Source organism: Herbaspirillum sp. SJZ106, assembly GCF_006715495.1.
GTDB lineage: Bacteria > Pseudomonadota > Gammaproteobacteria > Burkholderiales > Burkholderiaceae_D > Herbaspirillum.
This window is the reverse complement of record NZ_VFNI01000002.1, coordinates 741,684-761,508: the sequence shown is the minus strand read 5'-3', so window position 1 is coordinate 761,508 and position 19,825 is coordinate 741,684. Positions and strand designations below refer to the sequence as shown.

General features: G+C 55.9%; 20 protein-coding genes. 5 read left to right on the top strand and 15 right to left on the bottom strand.

The window, feature by feature from the left end:
• Nucleotides 1-73: 73 nt before the first annotated feature.
• The 13 genes from FB598_RS08650 to gspG all read right to left on the bottom strand — a co-directional run bounded on the left by FB598_RS08650 (nt 74) and on the right by gspG (nt 12,560).
• A complete protein-coding gene (locus FB598_RS08650; RefSeq protein ID WP_304599178.1) occupies nt 74-2,899 on the bottom strand; it encodes a glycosyl hydrolase family 18 protein in 2,826 nt (941 codons plus the stop codon).
• 123 nt (nt 2,900-3,022) lie between these two features.
• Nucleotides 3,023-3,547 carry a type II secretion system protein gene (locus FB598_RS08645; protein ID WP_183405714.1) on the bottom strand — a complete coding sequence of 175 codons (525 nt, stop codon included), beginning with the start codon at nt 3,545-3,547 and terminating at the stop codon, nt 3,023-3,025.
• On the bottom strand, nt 3,534-3,932 hold the full coding sequence (locus tag FB598_RS08640; protein WP_141913561.1) for a type II secretion system protein: 399 nt from the start codon (nt 3,930-3,932) through the stop codon (nt 3,534-3,536). Before FB598_RS08640 ends, FB598_RS08645 begins: the two co-directional genes overlap by 14 nt.
• Nucleotides 3,907-4,356, bottom strand: a complete 450-nt coding sequence (locus FB598_RS08635; protein WP_255463866.1) for a type II secretion system protein — start codon at nt 4,354-4,356, stop codon at nt 3,907-3,909. Before FB598_RS08635 ends, FB598_RS08640 begins: the two co-directional genes overlap by 26 nt.
• Nucleotides 4,357-4,391: 35 nt before the next feature.
• Nucleotides 4,392-6,473 (bottom strand): secretin N-terminal domain-containing protein, encoded by a 2,082-nt coding sequence (locus FB598_RS08630; protein ID WP_141913563.1) that lies wholly within the window; start codon nt 6,471-6,473, stop codon nt 4,392-4,394.
• Nucleotides 6,474-6,501: 28 nt separating this feature from the next.
• Nucleotides 6,502-6,945 carry a hypothetical protein gene (locus FB598_RS08625; protein WP_141913564.1) on the bottom strand — a complete coding sequence of 148 codons (444 nt, stop codon included), beginning with the start codon at nt 6,943-6,945 and terminating at the stop codon, nt 6,502-6,504.
• On the bottom strand, nt 6,942-7,496 hold the full coding sequence (locus tag FB598_RS08620) for a hypothetical protein (RefSeq protein ID WP_141913565.1): 555 nt from the start codon (nt 7,494-7,496) through the stop codon (nt 6,942-6,944). Before FB598_RS08620 ends, FB598_RS08625 begins: the two co-directional genes overlap by 4 nt.
• A complete protein-coding gene (locus FB598_RS08615) occupies nt 7,493-8,023 on the bottom strand; it encodes a hypothetical protein (protein WP_141913566.1) in 531 nt (176 codons plus the stop codon). Before FB598_RS08615 ends, FB598_RS08620 begins: the two co-directional genes overlap by 4 nt.
• A complete protein-coding gene (locus tag FB598_RS08610; protein WP_141913567.1) occupies nt 8,020-8,766 on the bottom strand; it encodes a hypothetical protein in 747 nt (248 codons plus the stop codon). The genes FB598_RS08615 and FB598_RS08610 overlap by 4 nt, the downstream gene beginning before the upstream one ends.
• 4 nt (nt 8,767-8,770) lie before the next feature.
• Complete coding sequence (locus FB598_RS08605; RefSeq protein WP_141913568.1) at nt 8,771-10,402, bottom strand: GspE/PulE family protein; 1,632 nt, start codon at nt 10,400-10,402, stop codon at nt 8,771-8,773.
• 52 nt (nt 10,403-10,454) lie between these two features.
• Nucleotides 10,455-11,636 (bottom strand): type II secretion system F family protein, encoded by a 1,182-nt coding sequence (locus tag FB598_RS08600; RefSeq protein WP_141913569.1) that lies wholly within the window; start codon nt 11,634-11,636, stop codon nt 10,455-10,457.
• Complete coding sequence (locus FB598_RS08595) at nt 11,633-12,130, bottom strand: transglycosylase SLT domain-containing protein (RefSeq protein ID WP_255463865.1); 498 nt, start codon at nt 12,128-12,130, stop codon at nt 11,633-11,635. The genes FB598_RS08600 and FB598_RS08595 overlap by 4 nt, the downstream gene beginning before the upstream one ends.
• Entirely contained in the window at nt 12,120-12,560 is a 441-nt protein-coding gene (gene gspG, locus FB598_RS08590) for a type II secretion system major pseudopilin GspG (protein WP_141913571.1), read from the bottom strand. Before gspG ends, FB598_RS08595 begins: the two co-directional genes overlap by 11 nt.
• Nucleotides 12,561-12,740: 180 nt before the next feature.
• On the opposite strand from gspG, the gene FB598_RS20700 reads away from it, so the two are divergent.
• From FB598_RS20700 to FB598_RS08570, 5 genes are all read left to right on the top strand, one after another.
• On the top strand, nt 12,741-12,887 hold the full coding sequence (locus FB598_RS20700) for a hypothetical protein (RefSeq protein ID WP_183405713.1): 147 nt from the start codon (nt 12,741-12,743) through the stop codon (nt 12,885-12,887).
• Between the two features lie 482 nt (nt 12,888-13,369).
• Nucleotides 13,370-14,194 (top strand): putative hydro-lyase, encoded by an 825-nt coding sequence (locus FB598_RS08585; protein WP_141913572.1) that lies wholly within the window; start codon nt 13,370-13,372, stop codon nt 14,192-14,194.
• Nucleotides 14,195-14,255: 61 nt separating this feature from the next.
• A complete protein-coding gene (locus FB598_RS08580) occupies nt 14,256-15,503 on the top strand; it encodes an MFS transporter (RefSeq protein ID WP_141913573.1) in 1,248 nt (415 codons plus the stop codon).
• A gap of 70 nt (nt 15,504-15,573) precedes the next feature.
• Nucleotides 15,574-17,622 (top strand): glutamate cyclase domain-containing protein, encoded by a 2,049-nt coding sequence (locus FB598_RS08575; RefSeq protein WP_141913574.1) that lies wholly within the window; start codon nt 15,574-15,576, stop codon nt 17,620-17,622.
• 2 nt (nt 17,623-17,624) lie between these two features.
• Nucleotides 17,625-18,101: a hypothetical protein gene (locus FB598_RS08570; RefSeq protein ID WP_141913575.1), complete on the top strand. Its 477-nt coding sequence runs from the start codon at nt 17,625-17,627 to the stop codon at nt 18,099-18,101.
• Nucleotides 18,102-18,156: 55 nt separating this feature from the next.
• Here the strand turns inward: FB598_RS08570 and FB598_RS08565 are convergent, their stop codons facing one another.
• Together FB598_RS08565 and trbB are read right to left on the bottom strand one after the other, a co-directional pair.
• Nucleotides 18,157-18,720, bottom strand: a complete 564-nt coding sequence (locus tag FB598_RS08565; RefSeq protein ID WP_141913576.1) for a hypothetical protein — start codon at nt 18,718-18,720, stop codon at nt 18,157-18,159.
• A gap of 9 nt (nt 18,721-18,729) precedes the next feature.
• Nucleotides 18,730-19,776 (bottom strand): P-type conjugative transfer ATPase TrbB, encoded by a 1,047-nt coding sequence (trbB, locus tag FB598_RS08560; protein WP_141913577.1) that lies wholly within the window; start codon nt 19,774-19,776, stop codon nt 18,730-18,732.
• Between the last annotated feature and the right edge of the window lie 49 nt (nt 19,777-19,825).

The following is a 19,825-nucleotide window of genomic DNA, read 5'->3' as shown; positions in this document are numbered from 1 at the left end:
AAAAGCCCGACCGTGCCGTTTCCAATATGTATTGAAGAAATGGCACGGCCGGGCAGAGCATTAATCAATCAGCTTATTGCTTGTATTCCTCCCAGGCCTGATTCCAGGCGCTTCCCTTTCCTGGTTCATAAGCCCAGGCGGCCATGGAGCACCAGTTTGCGTAGGGGAATGGTTTGCAGCGATAAAGCTTCCCGTTATTTGCAACGACCTGGCCGGGGGCGTACTTCGTTCCTTCCTTATAGGGCGAATGTTTCCCGTCGTCCGTCTTGCCGCCGGTGTCGTCCTCCTTGCCGCCGGAGCTCTCACCGCCATAAACCGTCCATGCGTCTGTCCAAGCAAAGCCCTTCCCCGGTTCATAGGCAGAAGGAGCGGCCGAACACCAACCGGAATAAGGAAACGGTTTGCACTGGTATGTCTTACCCGCATTGGAAACAATGCTGCCTGCGCCATATTGGACGCCCGGCTTATATGCGGGATACTTCCCGCCGCCGCCATCGTCTTCCGAACTGCTCTTCTTTTTCACCTGCACAGTGTGCTTGGCAGTCGAAACAAGCTTGCCTTCCTTGACGTTGACGCTGAAAGTGAAGGCTTGGTCCTTGTCCAGTTCCGGCGCCTTGAAGCTCAGTGTCGGACCATCTTGCGTAGCATTCACGCCTTGCGGGACAACCCAGGAATAGCTCAATTTGGCGCCGCTTGAACTGCTGGACTTCGCCGCGGACAATACGACAGACTGGCCGGCCTCGGCCACTGCGGGTCCGCTCAGGCGAGCAACCGGCGGCTTGGGATCAGGCTTGTCGGGGTCGTCCTTCTTCGGCGATACGGTCACGGTAGTCTGTGCGGTATCCTTCAAGCCGGCCGGATCGGAAACCGTGACCCGGAACGTGTATTGCTTGGAGCTTGCGACGGCCGGAACGGCGACGCTGGCCTGCGCGCTGGAGGCATTGGTAATTTTCAAGGCGTCGCCCTGGATCTGCTCCCATCGGAAGGTCAATTTATCTCCGTCCGGATCACGCGATTTCGACGCATCCAGCGTCACTGCCGCCGGCCCCTCCACACGCATATTGGCAACGGCGACTGCAACCGGGGGGTGATTTCCCGAGGAACCGCCCTCCTCATGGCCGAGGCCCTTGTTCATTGCATTGAGGATGTCGCCGTTGTCGGCGTCGATCTCCCAGGAGAACAAGCCGCCCAATTGGTTCTTCCGGACATAAGCGCCCTTGGCCTGCACGGAACGCGCATCATCGAAGGTAATCAGATCGCCGGTACTCTTGTTGAACAGGTAAGGCGCTTCGGCAGCCTGATCGTAATTGTATTCATAGCCACGGATGCCGACATAGTCGGGGCCCAGCATGTCGGACGCGATCTTCTTGTAATCCAGGATTCCTTTTTCCCATTGGCCTGCATGCGGGCCCTTGGCCACTCCGGTGAACGGATTTCCATCCTTGTAGCCGGAAACGCCGGTCCATCCACGGCCGTACATGGCCGCGCCAACCACGATCTTCTTTGGATCGATACCTTGCTTGAGCAAGGCTTCCACCGAATTGTGAGTCGTAAATTTAGTATCGGGGCGATTCTTCGGCGCATACAAGGCGGTCTGGTGTCCCAATTCCTTAAGGTCCCACGCACCGTAGTAGTCGTACGTCATATCGAACAGGTAATCCATGTACTGCGTGGCTTGCTTGTAATCGATGACATTGACCTTTTCCGGCGGCGCGCCGATGGCCGAGGTCAGTTGATACGTCTTGCCGAATTCCTTGGACAACTTGTCAAGCCGCTGACGGAGCTCCTTCATCAAGGTGACGTACAGTTGCCCATCGGTCTGTGCATTGCCCAATGACGGCGTCGCGCCTTTCCCGCCGGGGAATTCCCAGTCGATATCGACACCGTCAAAGAACTTCCAGGTACGAAGGAAATTTTCTACCGAGTCGACGAATACCTTGCGCTTGGCCGGATCGTGCATGCGGAAGAACGGATCCGACAGGGTCCAGCCGCCAATCGATGGAAGAATCTTCAGATTGGGATTCTTCTTCTTTGCGGCCATCATCTGTCCAAGCACGCCCTTCAGAGGCGACTGCATGGTTTGTCCCGGCAGGGTCTTGCCGATTTCCGCCCAGGAATCGTGGATAGCCACGCTGAAATCCGGCAAGCCGGCGCATGCCTGCTGCAACGCCTGATACGGCTGTCCAGCCGCGCGCAGCGCTTCGTTCGTATCGGCGCCGCAAATCGGGACGAAGCCGTACAGGATGTGGGTCAGGTTATCCAGCGGCACCTTGTCGACACTGAAGTTACGTGCGTAGACCGACCAGCTGGTGAAGTATGTTCCCACCACGGCATCGGTGGATTGAGTGAACTTCTTGTTTTTCTTGTCGACGTTATCAGGCAGGTCGTCAGCCAGCTCTGGCACGGTGTCGAACACGGTCACCATGAGCGGATCACTGTCTGTCCAGTTGCCGTCGGCATCGAAAACGCGCACCTGCATTTTTTTCTTGCCAGGCGTCTTCACGTTCGCGACGACCTGGCCGCTTTGCGTTGAACCGGCCGACATGCGCACTTCCGAGGTTGGATCGATCTCGCCATCGATCACGGCAGCCGCCTTCACCGCGCTGCCGTTGCTCCAGATATCGAAAGGCAAAGGCACGTTCACCTTTTTATTGAGCTTGACGATATCCTTGTACGGCGAGGCGCCGCTTGCATTTTGAAGATTGATTTCCACAAAGCCGTGCGGAATGGAAGTAATCTCATATTGTTTCAAGGAGGGTTTTCCAGGAGCTGCGGCGGCAATATTGGAAAAGCACAAGAGACTGGCAGCAGCCATGGCTGTCAGCGTGAATTGAGGTAGGCCTTGGTTGTTCTTGCGTGTGGAGCGTGCTGCTGGGATTGCATTCGGTTTTGATTTCATGAGCATCTATCACGTGGTTAATAAACGTATCCCTAAGGACACCGTTCATTTTCCCGTTTGTGTTTAGAAGCACAATTTTTCTCAAGAGAATCTAAATTCCCTGTCATGCCAGGCGGTCACTCTTTATCGCTGGGATGGCATGACAGTCGGCGGATGATTGCCGGCCGCCCCGCTTGGATCAACACGTTGCTTATAAACGAATATCCAATCGCTGTAAGACTTCGCGTCATTGAACGCCGCATAGCCTTCGGGAAAATTCTGCCTCTTGAACGGCTTGCGATCGGTCTTGCTGAACACCCCCATGACGCCGCCATCCGCGGAACGGATTATCCCCCAGTCGGCGGAGCCGCTGATCGGATCAGGATAGATTCGGCGCAGGTGCCGAATCGGCTTGATCTGCCTGTTATCTTCGACGAGGTCATCAAGCGACAAGGGGTAGCGCCCTCCGCTTCCCGATTGAAAATAGCTTTCGATCGCAGCCCTGAATTGCTCCCCGACAAAAAGCAATTGGGCTTCCTTCTCCCGCTGCAGCATGGTCGAGCGCACCGTTGCCGCTTGCGCAGAAACGAAACCGATGGCCGATATCAGCAGCAACACGCCGATATAGGCTATCCCCGCTTGTTCTCGACGCGCTTTACCATGTCGCATAGGAGCTTCCATCCAAAGCCTTGCCCTTGGCGCCGCTGGTCACCTCGGCAGAATTATCGTCATCTCCCGCGTTGAAAATCCAGGATTCGGATTTCCCCGTGAGAGGGTCCACCGGCACAGCCCGCAAATAGCGCCCCTGCACCAAATTATCGAGCGTTTCGGGATTTTTCCCATGGTCCGATCGATAATCGTCAATCGCCTCTCGCATGATATGCAAATTGTGGCGCAGCACCGTTTCCTTGGCGCGATCATTTTGTTTCAGGTAGCCGGGAGCGACGAATGCCGTCAGGGTCGCGATGATCGCCATCACCACCAGCAGTTCGATCAGCGTGAATCCATTGTTGAACGGGCGCTTCAACCTACCATTCATTGTATGGCGTGCCATCAAGCCCCTCCTTGTGACTGGAAGAGCGGATGTCAAAGACATCATCTCCCGATGAAAACGCTTCCGGACTGCTGTCGTAGCTACGCGTCTGCCAAGTGTCTTCGGCCTCCTTGCCGCTACATTCGCAGAATGGATCGGCAGGCATCCGGCGCAAAAAATACAAAGTGCCTCCATTGGCAGCCTGCTTGTCCGGAACGCCTTCCACCAATGTCCTCAAGGTCGGCGGATAGCCGCTGTCGTCGATGCTGCGTTCAATTCTTCCAGCATCGGACGCGTGCTTGTATGCGTCGATCGCCGAGCGAATCGTCATGAGAGCGCTGCGCAGCTCGGACTCCTTGGCGCGCTGCCTGGCCACCTCGCGTAACGGCATGGCCGCTGTCGCCAGCAAGCTCAGCAAGGTGATCGTGACCAGGAGTTCAATCATCGAGAATCCATGCATGGGACTTTTCGCGGAACGCTTCACGCCGATTCATCCAATCGCCTTGCGGCCGCGACCACCTCCGGATTGCCCGGAAAAAACGACAAGGCCGGCTCGCCTCCCCGCGACTCCAGAGCGCTGGTGCGCATCATGCCCATGCCGTTTCCGAAATGGCCGGCATCGCGGGCATCCCGCCCGTGGGTGTCCGCGCCGTTCTTCGGCATACCGGCGGGCGCCTCGCTGGCCACTTCTTTTGATGCATCCGCACCCGCTCCATGCGATTCGTCTCTTGCCGCCGCTGGTTGCGCCGCACCGATCGGCGCGCTGAGGTCGAAGTCCTGTTCCTGCTGCGGCCTCGCCGTTTTTGCCGCTTCCAAAGTCAATGGCTCGGTGGTGACGTTTGATTCGGTCCCCGTCAGGAAGGCGCTCACCGCCGATGCGGGCAAATCCAGGTTTCGTTCGATATGGGGCGTTATCAACAGGACGATCTCCGAACGCTCATCGCTGTTTCCATCCGAACCAAAGAGCCGCCCCAGCCCGGGGATCCGGGAAAGGCCCGGCAAGCCGTTGGCGCGCGTGCTTTCGGAGCGCTTGACCAGTCCGGCCAGGATCTGGGTCTCGCTGTTCCTGGCGGTCATCAAGGTCTGCGCGTTGCGCGTTCCCAGCGAATAGGCAACCAGTCCGGTCTTGGTGGTGTGCTGCGACAAGATATTGCTAACTTCCATGTCCACCTTGACGCTCACTTCGTCATCGAGGCTGATGCGCGGTTCAACGCGCAGAATCAATCCCACGTCCTGGTATGACACCGACTCGGAAACCACGCCATTGGCATTGGTTGTGGTGACGATCGGCACACGCTCACCGATCTTGATACTGGCCTTTTCGAGGTTGCGCACCCGGATTTTCGGGTTGGCCAAGGTCTTCGTCCGGCCTTGCTTCTGGAGCATGTCGATGGCCAGCGACAATGCGCCTGAATTGCTCGAGACATTGATGCGGTCGCGGTTGATCCGCATCAGATCGCCCAGCGTCAGCTTGCCGCTTGCCGCGTCAGGGGCCGGCCCGAACTGCAATTTCTCAGGATATTGCACGCCAAGATCCACGCTGTCGTTCATATTGACTTCCAGGATCTGCACGTCAAGGGTCACCTCCGATTGCGGGATGTCCAATCCCATGACAATCCGTTCGGCGGCAATAAGACTATCCGGCTTGTCCCGCACGATGACTGCATTGACCCGTTCGTCCACATAGACGTCCTTGGGCTTGATCACTTGCCGCAATGCGCTTACGACCGCCTTGGCATCGGCATGCGAGAGGAAAAAGGTACGGACCGCGTAATCCTGGTAACTACGCGCTTTCTCGGGCGTGGCGGGATAGACCAGCAGCGTATTGCGGTCCAGCACCTTCTTCTCAAGCTGGTTGGTCTTCAGCAAGAGATTGATGGCGCTCTCCGTTGTCGTCTTTTCGGCGAATATGCTTGCGGTCCGGTTGACATCCACATCGCCGTCAAAGACGAAATTGACTCCCGAGACCCGCGAGATCGACTCGAAAATCGTCGCGATCTGTTGTGACTTGAAATTCAGGCTGACCTGCTTGCGCAGCGAGGCGGAAAGTTGCGGATGCATTGACCGTTTGGCTTCGTCGGCGCGCAGCAATTCATCGCGCAGGCGCCGTGCTTGCGCGTGATTGGGCTGCTCGGACAGGATTCTTCCCAGGATTTCCAATGCTTCCTGCTGGCGATGCTCGCCGTACGAGCGGGCTTTCTCCAAGGCGGCATCGGTCCTGGCCTTTTGCTGGAGACGCCGCAGTTCCTGCCGGACCTTGAAGTTTCCGGGATCGGCTTGCTGCGCATTGTTCAGATGCTCGATGGCAGCGTGATCGCTGCCGCGCGCGCCGGCCTGTTGCGCCGCCTTCAGTTCCGCCTGGACATAGTCCTGGCGCCCTATCTCCATCGCTGTCGCGGCGCGGATATCTGCCGGACGCGATTGTTTCAACTGCGCCAGTCCGAACTGCTCTTTCGATGAAGGCGGCGTGCCAGACCTGTCATGGCCGGCCAATGGTAGTGAGCCACACCCTGCCAGTGCGGCAGCGCAAAGCAATGGCAACAATCGGTAAAGTATTTGCATATTCAAGTGTCTTCGCTCAAGGAAACCGTCATGACAGATCCAGCGCATGGAGCATGCCGTCACTGCCGGCAACGATCAGTGCATTGCCGTTCATCTTCTTGAACCGGTATCCATCGGTAATTTTTTGATCAACAAGAACAGCGCCGCGGATATTGCACGCTGATGAACATAAGATAAATGTCTCCCCTTTGCGCTCCAGGATCACCATGCGCATATTGCGTTCCAGCCATTGCCCCACCACCGCGAACGGCGGCGGCAAGGGAACCGGATCGGAAGGCGGCGGCGGGGAAGGTTCCTCTGGATTCTCTTCCTGCGCGGGCGGCGCATTGATGGCGCCGAGCGAATCCCAGCTCTGAACGGCGAATATATCGACGATGACGTCCTTCGCACCGGCATTGGACGATCCTGGAAAAGCGGGTGTGGCCACCGTGCAGACCAGCGCGAGAAGACATGCCTGCAATGAACGCCTCATGAATCCGGCCCCAGCAAGGTAATCTTCAGATCCACGTTGACCACCGGGCTTTCAATGCTTTCCCGTTCGACGGAAAGCCGCTCGATGCGCGCGGCGGGCTGGTCGGCTATTTCACGGATGGCGGCTCGCAGCCCGCTATAGCTGCCCGTCATCGCCATGTCGATGGTGAGCCGCCGTAATTTCCCTTTTGCCTCTATCTGGCGGCTGTAGGTGGCTTGCTTTCCTGCAAGGCCATGGCTTTTCAGGATCTGGAATATCGAATAAGCCTGCGCGCCGCTCTGCAAACGCTGTACCTCGCGCAAGGTCAGGTTTGGCTTTCCTTGGTGCATGCGCGGCTCCGGCATGGCCTGGAGCCTTTTCTCGCTCTCATCGCGAACGGCCTCCAGATGGCTTGCATGGGACTGGATGAAAAAAACATTCGTCACCACCAAGGCCATCAGCACGGCAGCCATGATCAAACCGGGCGCCCCCAATCTGCGTTTGGCCAGATAGCCCTGCCAACGAAGCCTTTCAAGCGACGCGACATGTCCTTTCGTATTCAAACTAATCATGGATTTTCAACGCTCAATGTGAAGAAGCGAATGGTTCTTCCACCTTCAACTTTCAAATGGTGCTGCAAAAGGCCGACGTCCCTGCTCCCGGGTTGCTCGCGCAAACGGTCGATGAATGTGTATATGTGCTCCAGCTTGGCCGCGCCTCCTTCGATACGGACATGACGGCCGGCACGCTCCACGACAATTGACTGCAACGCAATCTCGGGCGTCCACGCATGCTCGATCCGATCGATCACCGATATTCCGGAGCCGGTCGCATTCATGCCCTGCTCCTTCAGCACTTTCTCGATATGCCGCTCCTGCGGCGACATTCTTTTATGGCGCTGCGCTTCACGTTCATTTGCGCGTTTCCTCTGTTCTATCCTGTGTTCGATCGTCTCGATCTCGGTGCGCGTCTGGTCGATTTGCGAGATGCCTTCCACGGCCAGCGCCAGCATCAATCCCGCCGCCGCCATCAACGCCATGGTCAACGTCGTGAATTTCCATCGCGGCTGTACGAAATCCAAACCGGGCAGTTGCTTCATGTCGCAGCCCCCTGGATTTTCTTCGCCGCCCTGTCGCCGCCCCAGGCATCCAATACATGGAAAGCACTTTCGCCATCCACGATTTCTGGCAATTCACCGCAAACATATGTCTTTTCCGGCAGGGGCTGCTTTGTCAAAAGCGATCCTGCCGCAAGCCATGCATCCAGTCCATGTTCGTTACGCGGCAGCGTGATCAGATCGCGCCACCCGTGCTGGCCGCGATACAGGCAAGTGAACACCTCCGGCTCAACCAGCATGAAACAGTACTCAGGCTCCTTCAGTGTCGCCGCGTGATGAAAAACCGACATGGTGAGCATGTCGCTCAATGTCTCCAGACGCCATCCGGTGGCGGTACAGACCTCCTTGATCGCCCCCACCAGATCGGAACACAACGCGCTCGCCAGACGGGTGGCCCCATAGTTCGCCGCTTCCACGGCGACTTCCCAATCAAGGCGGTTTATGCTCCTGGCGATCAACGCGCTGGCGTAAGTCTTCCAAGCCGCGTCCGAGAAGAGCCCCTCCTGCCACGGAAGCACCGCCGCCTGCGCCCAGGGGCTGCCGACCGCGACATGGATTCGATTGCGAAGCAGGGGTTTGACCCTGGTTTGCTCCTTCAGCAGCAAGGCGATCGTATCGATCGGCCGGTCGCCATGCAAAGCGACGATGCTGGCCGGACCGTCGCCTCGTCCGGACGACGGGGAAAGGCGCTGAAGATGGACGGTCGTGGCGTCCAGTCGCAGCATGATGTCATTCCATAGCGATGGCACGCTGCACCTCCTGGAATGTGGTCAGTCTGCGTCGGACGGCGTTGGTCGCGGTTTCACGCATCGAGCGGTAGCTCGGGTTGCCGGCCAAAGCCCGCATGCGCGACTCCATCGATCTTTCCAGCAATGCCGCCTTCATCGCGGCATCCATCGTCAGCACCTCGGCCAGGCCGATGCGGCCGCTGTATCCGGTACCGCGGCAGACCTCGCAGCCGGCCCCTGGAACGACGACCGTCTTGAGCTGATCGAGCGGCATCTCAGCGAGATCCGCGCGACCATCGCCGTCCTCGCCGCATTGACGGCATATGCGACGCACCAGGCGTTGCGAGATGACGCCATTGAGCGCTTCGAGGAAAGTGGACGGCTCCACTCCCATGTAGATGAAACGATCGATCACGCTGAAGCCATCATTGGCATGTACGGTGGAGAAAACACGGTGGCCGGTAAGCGCCGACTGTACGGCTATCGACGCGGTCTCGGCATCGCGGATTTCGCCAACCATGATCGTGTCCGGATCATGGCGCAAGATCGAGCGCAGGCCCAACGCGAAACTCAGTCCCTTTCGCTCATTGACCGGAATTTGCGATACACCATCGAGTTCGTATTCGACCGGATCCTCGATGGTGATGATCTTGTCGTCTCCGGTGTTGATGCCCGAGAGCATCGCATACAGTGTGGTCGACTTGCCGCTGCCGGTTGGCCCGGTCACCAGCGTCAGGCCATAAGGCCGTTGGGAAAGTGCGGCAATGCGATCGGCAGTGAAGTCATCAAAACCCAAGATATCGAGATCCATGCCGGTACGCTGTGCGCGATCGAGCACACGCAGCACGGCATTTTCTCCATAGACGCCAGGAATGATGGATACGCGAAGATCGATTTCCCTGCCGGACATCCCGATCTTGAATCGCCCGTCTTGCGGTATGCGACGTTCGGCAATATCCAGGGTGGCAAGCACCTTGAGGCGGGACATGGTCTGCACCGCCATTTCCCGGTTGGCGATCTGGCGTATCGACTGGAGCACACCGTCGATGCGATAGCGGATCGACAGCCCCTCCGCGGTCGATTCAATATGGATATCGCTCGCCCGATACTGAAGCGCGTCATGCAATGTGGAGTTGACCAGGCGGATCACCGGATTTTCATCCTTGGCGATCGTTGCCAGCGAGATCAGCTCCACCGTCATTCCGGCCGTTTCGTCGGACGCGTCAATGGCCATATTGTCCATCACGCGCTCGCTGGATTCGGCCTCGTCCAACAGGCGTTCAACCTCACCGGGCTCGCCCATGGACAGCGCCATCTTCTGGCCGAAGAAACGTGCGAGCAAGGCTTCCCTCACCTGCCGGTCAAAAGGATCCGCAACGATCAGGCGACGCTCGCCATCGATTTCCACCGGCAAGACGCGCAGCGTCAATGCGTCGTGTACCGGCAGCATGTCGAAGCATGTGGTGGCGCGCGCCAGTTCCGCACGCGTCGTCAGCGACAGGCCGCAACAGGCGGCCACGTCGATGGCGTCCGCCTTTCCCGCTTCAATTTTTTCCTGCAAGCTGCGCGACAGGCTTTCGCCGGCGGCATGCGCGTCTTTGTACCATTGATTGGCGATTTCCCGGTATTGCATCGTATTTTTTCCGTTAGTATCAGCTACCTGAATGGCGCCGTTGAAAGCCTCATCAGATACTGTCGGCCAGACTGAAGATGGGCATGTACAGCATGATCAGCACGGCGCCCACGGTGGCGCCCACCACCAGCATGAGCAGCGGCTCAATCACCTTGCTCAGCAATTCCACCGCGCGGTCGAGCTCCGCATCGTGGAACTGGGCGACGTGCTCGCACATGCCGCCCAACTCTCCGCTTTGTTCGCCCGCTCGCAATAGGCGCTCTGCGACGGACGTAGTCAACGCATTTTCCTTGAGCACCTCGGACACCAGGCGCCCGCTACGCAGCGCGCCCACCGAAGCCTCCAGGCGCGGCTGGAAACGCGCCGGCAGGATCCCGCCCGACAGTTCAAGCGCCTCGATCACCGGCGTGCCGCCTGAAATGAGCAAGCCGATGGTCCGATAAAATCGCGTCAACACGAACAAGGCGCAAATGTCGCGTACCCAGGGCGTATTCCAGACCAGCCCTGCCGCCTTGCGCTTGAACATCGGCATCCTGACGACGAATACCACGCCGCAAAGCGTTGCCGCCATTGCTGCCAGCACAAGGCCGCCGTGTTCATTCAGCAGATGCGACCACCACAACATCGCCCGCGCCGAGGAGGGCAAGGTGCTCATGGTTTCAAACACTGCCGCAAACCGCGGCACCACGAAGAAGGCCATGAAAAACAACACGCAGGCCCCCACGCCGACGACCACGAGCGGATAGATCAGCGCGCTGACGACGCGCTTGCGGATCTGTTCGATCCTGGCCTCATATTGCTGGTAGCGCCGCAGTACCATCGGCATCTGTCCGTTTCCCTCCGACGACGCCACCGTTGCCACCAGCAGCGCCGGAAAAATCTTCGGATGCCTTTGCAATGCGCGAGAAAAAGGCTCGCCTCCATACATCGCCGCCAGGATCGAATCAACCACGTGACGGCGAAAATGGCGTGCATCGGACTTGTCGCGCAACGCTTCGAGCGCCTCGACCAGAACCAGGCCAGCATTGAGCAAGGTGGTCAGTTCCTGCAGGAACAAGGGCAGTTCGAATTTTCCTTGCGCCTTGTTTCGACGCCGCATCGCCGTCTTGCGAATTTCCAGCACGATATGCCCCTTGGCGCTTTCGCTGTCTCGCACATGCGCTTCGCTGGAGCCTTCGACTTCTTTATGAACCAGCTTTCCGGCGACGATCATCCGCACCTTGAACTGGATCATCGCCAATCCCACCATTTCTGCACGATGCGCTTGCGTTCCATCTGGTCTTTCTTCAGCTTGGTGAATTTCACCCAGACCTTGGTCGCATAACGTCTGCGCGCCTCGTCGCGGTCCGGTGAAGATCCGGCGTTGTAGGCGCCCACGGCCGCCCAGGTGTAGCCGTGTGTTTCAATGAACCCGGCGAGAATGATTGCGCCGGCCTTGATCGAGGTACATGGCTCATACAGTTTTTCCTGCGTGATGCCCGCTGCCCTCAGGTAGGAGAAATTGGCGCTATTGATCTGCATAAGGCCGACATCGTAGGTGCCATTGCGGTTATGGTTGATTGCCTTCGGATTGAGCGAAGACTCCACCTTGGCGATAGCCACCAGCAACAGCGGATCAATGCCATATGCCGCTCCGACGCGGTTCCAGCAGTTTTCGGCCCAGGCGGGCAAGGCAGGGAAACAGAGAAAAAGAAGCGCTGCCCACCGCCGCATCGCCCTATAGACCATAGACGATATCCTCATCCACGCTCCCCCCGCCGATCTTTCCGTCGCGACCAAGCGACACGATTTCAGCTTCGCTGTCGCGCCCCGGCACATTCCACTGATATGGCCGCCCCCATCCGTCGTTGGGCACGTCCTTGGCCAGATACGGCCCGTTCCAGCCTTCGCTGTCGTGCGGTTGAACCACCAGCGCCTGCAACCCTTCCTCGGCTGTCGGATAACGGCCGGTGTCAAGCCTGAATTGCGTCACGGCGTCACCCAGCGTCTTCATCTGCGCCTGGGTCGAACGTACCTTTGCCCGATCCACTTGCGTGAAAAGTTTGGGACCAACGTAGCTCGCCAGCAGCGCAATGATCAATAAAACCACCAACAGTTCGAGCAAGGTAAAACCTCCCTGCCTGTTGCCGGAGAGTCGTTCGTTGATTCTGCGTTTCATGAATGCGTCCTATCGTATCGGGGAGAAATGCCGGCGGCCAGATGAAACGTCGCATCCTGCGGCGTCGCCCAACCGATTGGCGTCTATAAAACAATGACGACATTGTGAAAAAATCCACGATCGGTAGCCAACTTCCTCAATGCTTTCTAAACATTTGAGGGAAATTAACTAGCCGCCGACATGAAAGCTATCGCCGGGGATCATGATTTTCGCAATGGGAAATGGAGGAAATGCCATGCAGAAAGCAAGCTCACGCTGGCGCAAATTGCCTTTGCACTGAAATGTGCTCAGCTGGCTGTAAATTCCTGTGGATTTTTCCGTAAATGAGCGCTTAGCGAGATGCTGCTCTACAACTTACGATGGCGTTCTCTTATCGGAACTGCTGGGAATGCCCCTTGATGAAGATGGCATGATGCTGCGCCGGAGATGAAGACACCGACTGAGAAATTTTCTTTGGCAGCATAAGGCGAGAAGGTCTCTCAGGGGCATTACATGACTGCTAGAGCAGATCAATGAAACAAGACTTCCGCTTGCCCTCTGTCCGAATTTCCGGAGCCATGGCTACATTTCATTTTACATGTGTACGGTTTTACGAATTGAGGTCAATGTCTCACCGATATTTGAGGCAATACCCCATATGCATAGCGTGTTATTTGATCCAAGATTCCGAGTCGGAACACATTAGTTCCAAACCAACAACTAATCAACTATAAAAATACCTGCTGGGTTCCCGAAAAACACAAACTTGCCGTTTGTCATATTTCGTTTGATCGGGTCTCAGGGGTCTCAGTGTTAGTCAGGAGACAAAAATGCATAACTTTACTATTTCCCAGGATCGGAAACTATCTGGCTTAACATCGCAATCCAGCGCATTGGAAGTGCGCCTGGCTGCTCGTGATGGACGACTTTCCGGGCATACCAGTGGTTTGGCGAGCGCACATGTTCAAGTTAATCTTGTGATCCTGCCGGCTAACTTGGCTGAAGATTTTCGGCGCTTTTGCGAACTGAACCCGATTCCCTGCCCCCTGTTTACCTGGTCTGAGCCGGGGGCCCCATTGCTGCCTGTGCTGGGACGTAATCTTGATGTCCGTACCGATGTACCCCGCTATCACATATGGAAACACGGCGCGCGCGTAGCGGATGTCACTGATTTACGCGAATGGTGGCGAGAGGACCTTGTTACTTTTGCCCTGGGTTGTTCCTATTCGTTCGAGCACACTTTGTTAGAAGCCGGGATTCCATTGCGTCATGTGACCGAAGGACGCAATGTAGCGATGTACCGCAGCAATATACAAACAAATCAGGTTGGCATCTTCGCCGGCCCAACTGTCGTTTCGATGCGCCCGCTCAAGGCTGCTGACGCAATTCACGCAGTTCAACTCACCGCCCGAACTCCACGCCTGCATGGCGCTCCGATTCATATCGGCAACCCCGAACTGATTGGCATCAATGATCTTAGTCGACCAGACTATGGAGATGCGGTTGCCATACTCGACGATGAACTACCCGTTTTCTGGGCCTGCGGTGTTACCCCTCAGGCCGCCATTTCTGCTGCATGCCCGGAATTTTGCATCACCCACGCTCCAGGCTGCATGCTTGTGACTGATCTGCTGAATGCAGAGCTCCTAAGCTGATCAGTATAGAAACGTACGGGATGTTCCTCTAGTCGTTATCTATCTGGATTGGATGGTTCTTATGTGGTTGAGACATATTACAAAAACTGAAAGAAGAACCCTTGCGGCAACCTTCATTGGTTACGCGACGGATGGTTTTGATTACATGATTTATACCTTTCTGATCCCAACACTGCTCACAATCTGGCACATGAGTACAACCGAGGCAGGCTATATCGCCTCGGGATCGCTGCTCACATCCGCCCTTGGCGGTTGGATAGCGGGAATTTTGGCTGATCGCTTCGGACGGGTTCGTGTACTGCAATGGACAGTGGTATGGTTTGCTTTCTTCACCTTCCTCAGCGGATTCACCAATTCTTTTCCTCAACTCTTTTTTACGCGGGCCATGCAAGGATTTGGCCTTGGCGGGGAGTGGGCGGTTGGGGCGGTATTGACTGCCGAAATTGTTTCGGCGCGTTATCGCGGCAGGGCTTCGGGATTGGTGCAAAGCAGTTGGGCAGTGGGTTGGGGCGCATCAGCTTTGGCCTTCTGGGGGGCGTATGCCGTGTTGCCACCGGAATGGGCCTGGAAAATCCTTTTCTGGATTGGCATTCTGCCAGCGCTACTGGCACTGTATATCCGCCGCAACCTGCAGGAGTCGCCGGTCTTTCTTGCGCAGCAAATGCGCATTCGCGAAACTGGCAAACGTAATGATTTCCTGCGTATCTTCAGTTTTAGCCTGCTGCGCACCACAATACTGGCGAGTCTTTTAGCAACGGGCATGCAAGGCGCCTACTATTCAATCACGACATGGCTTCCGACTTTTCTCAACAATGAGAAACATCTCTCTATTCTTGATACCAGTCTTTATCTTTTGGTATTAATCGGAGGTTCCTTTGCAGGTTACTTGGCAGGCGCCTGGGTATCTGATGCGTTAGGTCGCCGTCGCTGTTTCATGCTATTTGCGTCCCTGAGTGCCGCCGTGGTTTTGTTATATACCAATATTCCGGTTGCCAATGATCTGATGTTGATAGCCGGTTTTGTGCTTGGTTTCTCTCTCTCCGGTTTGTTTGCAGGTATAGGTGCCTATTTGTCAGAATTGTATCCAAGCGATATACGTGGTTCTGGGCAGGGATTTTGCTACAACTTCGGCCGGGCGCTTGGCGCTATTTGTCCTGCACTCATCGGCTATCTCAGTGCCAGTATCCCATTGGGGCAGAGCATTGGATTGATCGCTGTTGCTTGCTATGGCATCGTGATTCTGGCCTGCCTGCTATTACCCGAAACATGCGGTAAAGAACTTAATTTAGCAGGCATGCAGAAAGATTGAATTCACGCGCAGTTTTATTACATTGATCAAAATAGTTTTTGTTGACTAGTACATTGGAAAGAGCATTCTCATGATCCCTGTCACCTCACGTGTTAGTTTTCAACCGATACAACGTGGCCAACAATCGTTGTCGCAAGCGTCTTCTTCAGGTGATGACCATGCAGAATCGAAGAAGTCAAATCTGGACGCGCTTCTCCAATGCTATAACAACCGGGATTTGGGGAAATTCTTTCATCCGGGAGGAGCAGAAGATGCCGCAAAATCCCTGGAGAGCGCAAAAAAGGTTATGTTGTTGACCGGATTCAACGTGGCAGAAGGTATGCCCGAGACCGATGGACCTGGAGGAACTGCCGCGTTGGCCCATGCGCTCAATGAATTGGGAACAGTAGTGACATTTGTCACCGACAGGGAAAATCGCAACGTACTCAAAGCCGCATTGAATGTACTCAATCCAAAACTTGCCGAGTACGCAAAATTTAAATCTCTTCCAATTAAGAGCGCAAGCGATATCAGCTCGATCGCCGGACAATTATTGCGTGATGAAATGCCAGATTCCGTTGTAGCAATTGAGGTTCCATCTCGCAATTCTGATGGTGTTCAACGCAACATGCGGGGAGACGATATCAGTTCTTTCAATTCGTCGCTAGACGAAATTCTGTTGCAGGCGAACAAACTCAAAATTACTACCATTGGAGTGGGTGATGGAGGCAACGAGGCAGGCATGGGTGGCCTTCACGGCATACCAAAGGCGATAGATGGTTCGGAGATGAAAGCAGCAGTCCCGGCGCGATACCCTGTCACCGCATGGAACTCGAATTTTGGGGCTGAAGCAATTGCGGCTGTTTTATTGGCCAGACATGGTCAGCTCGAAAAATTACATACACCCGAGCAGGAAGTTGCCATGATTAATGCCATGCTCGATGCCGGTGCGGTAGATGGCATTACCCGGAGTCGTATTGCTGGAGAGCCGTCAGTTGATGGAAAAGCGCATACAGGCGTCGATGGGTTTGCTCCTGGCGTACATCACGCAATGGTGACGCTACTGAAAAGCGTTGTTGACAACATGCATCGTGGTTTTATTAGCCGCTCCATCCCTCAGAATGCTGCGCCATTCTTAATTGCTGCCTTTGATTCCAGCAATGGCGGTTTAATTGCAGCAAAGAATTTAGCAGCGTTCATTTCCGTGCGATCGCAGCAGACAGCTCGTTTTGTCATTGTGGTGGACCATGGTAATGCTGTTTATGGCGACAAGTCCCGGGATACCCTGGTTTCACTGGTTGGGAATGGTCTGAAAACTGCAAATGCTGTAGGTGTCGATGTCATTGCAATGGCGTGCAATACCGCTTGCACAGCTTTTCCAGAGGCGAAGGAGGGTGTTAATAATCGTATATTGGACTTGATCGAGGTAACCGCGCAGGCCATGGTAAATCATGGTGGCGACAAGCCTGCAATCATTGCAACGCCTGCCGTCGTAGCGCCGGGAACAAATGGCCTCAATAAATATGAGGAAGCCCTCAAGCAGGCATCAGATAAGAAGATGTCATTACCACCGGAGTTCCGTATCGGCGCAACAGAATGGGCAAGCATGATAAACAAGCTTGATCACTTGAGTACTGAACCGGAAGTAACTGAAAAACTTCAGGAATCAGTTGAAAAATACGTAAGGAAAATCCCTGACGATGCTACATCACTGTGGTTGTGCTGCACCCACTACCCGGCTTTGAAGCCGCATATAGAAGCCGCATTAAGAAAATTAGGTCGTTCTCTCGACGTTATTGATCCCATGGAATATCAGGCAGAAAAAATCATGGAATTAATGAGCAGTAAAAAGGAAAAAGACCTGAGTACTCGCTTGCCGTCGACAAAACCAATTGTGATCACGACGGGTAACTTCATTGAAGTCGGCAATATGGCAAGAGAGTTACTTGGCATGAACGACGTCATTGTTATGGAAAGCAAATTTGGAGACGATTTTTCCGTTGAACTGGTTAAAGACGAAATCTTTTTAGCAGAAAGAAACTCCGTCACACAGGACCGGAATTTGGCGGGTTTTCACGCGGCAAAAAGATTCCGCAGGATGCCATCGCCTGCAGAGGGCAGCAGTAGAGCGGAGAATTAACCGTGTCAGTATCAAACTATGAACGCGTGATCACGGAGCTGTGTGGACTGATTGGTTTTGTAGATAAGAGGCATCTTCTCGGCGGTGGAAAATTGCGCATGAACGATCATACGATTTCGTTTTTCCACGATACAACCGGGGATACGGAGGGAATACTTGTCTACATAGACATGGGGAGCCCATCAGATGACACAGCAAAAATATATGCTGACATGCTCGAAATTAATTTTATGCTTGGTATCGGGCAGCGTGGATGCATGAGCTTACATCCCGACACGCATCATGTTTTTTATATATTCCGCGTTACTTTAACTGATGAGGCGTTAGCGCAAACCTTGTTGGATACCCTGATAAGGTTTATCGGCGACGTCGGCATAGAAACACTAAAAATCCGTCGGCATAAACAACTTGACGATGCATTTGAGTTGCAGCATGCGGAAGAATTTCGCAATAGACTCATCAGAGGTGGCTCCATTTGAAAAGACTGCCGCGTACCTTGCCAACCAGTCACGGCAAGGTACGCGTTCAAAGTGTCTAGTCCAGCCGGGGTAATTCATTGACCTCGTATATCGGATACCGAACCTTCAACCATTCCGCCCACTTGCCCGCTTTCACCATCACGGCGCGGCGGTACACGGCGTTGTATTTGGGCGTGCGCGAATGATAGTTCGCGATACGGGTCCACATGTCGCCGCGGTCGGCGAGGATATGCCCACGAATACGCCAGGCCGCCAACTCATAGGGATAGCAACCGGGGGCGATCACATCCTGCGCGGTAATGCCGTATCTCTTCAGCTCCACGAGATAGGCCGTATTGATCTGCATGGCGCCGAGGTCAAAGCTACCGTTGCTATTCTTCACCCTCAAACCTGGGCGGCCGGCTTCCTGTTCGGCCACGGCAAGCATCGCGTTCACCGGAATCTGGAACTTGACCGCCGCGGCGATCGAACAGGCGATCCGTTCGTCCAGGTTTGCCGCCACATGGGCTGGCGACGAGGCGCCGTGCGCCGCTTGCGCCGCATGCACCGAGAACGCCAGCACCAACGCGACCCGGCGCGTGGCGGTGAAAAGCCCGTCGACAGAAAGATGCCTCACCATGACCCGGCCTCAGATCCGCAGTTTGTACTCGCTACGCCCCGTGCCGGTCTGCAACCGCAGCACGTTGAGGGTATAGCGCTCGTTCATGTAACCCGTCACCTCGCAGATCTCGGTCACCATGCGCCCGGGTGCGGAGGCGAGCTTCTCGATGACTACGATGAGGTTAACGGCGCTGGCGATCATCCAGCCGATGGCATCGGGCCTGAAGCTCTGCGCCGCCGGGTCTTCGTAGATGTAGTGCGCCAGTTTCTGCAAACCTTCTTCGGAGGAATTCGCATGCATCGTGGCCACCCCGCCGGGGTGGCCGGAAGTCCAGCTCTTGAGCAAAGTATAGGCCTCGCCGCCGCGCACTTCTCCCACCACGATGCGATCGGGGCGCAACCGCATGGTCACGCGCAGCAATTGCCGCATGTCGATTTCCTTGCTGCTGCGCAGCAGCGCACGGTTATCCACCGTCACCTGCAATTCCTGCGTGTCCTCGATGGCGACGATGCGGTCGCGCGGGCACTGCCTGGCGATTTCGTTGAGGATGGCATTGGCCAGCGTTGTCTTGCCGCTGCCCGTTCCCCCCATCACCAGGATGTTCTTGCGCCGCGATACCGCCTCGCGGATGGCGTCGATCGGGTGGGCGAAACTGCGCACCTTGCTCGCAGTGGCTTCGGTTGCGCTACGAAATGGCAACGCGCCGATCGGCCTGATGACGCCGCTTTTTCCATAATCGTCCAGCGAAAGCACCGCAGGGAAATGCTTGCGCAACGCAAAGGCCGGCGCCGCCACCAATGGCGGCAAAAGCCCGGCAACGCGCGAGCCGTCGAGCGGAAACTCGCCCTCGATGATCGCTGCGCCTTCGCCGGCCGGCGACTTCTGAAGCAGGCCGACAAGACGCAGGATTGCGCGCGAGCGCGCGGCGGGAAAGTCTGCTTGCGCCATGCGCATGCCCGCGCCGTGGGATTCGATCCACAACGTGCCGTCGGGATTGATCAGAACCTCAACGACGTCGCTGTCGTCCAGCGCATCGAGGATGAGGGGGCCGCAGGCCTCGCGAAGCTCGCTCATCAAGCTTTCGCGCAGCTCTGCCGGGGATTCAATGTCCATGCGACTACGT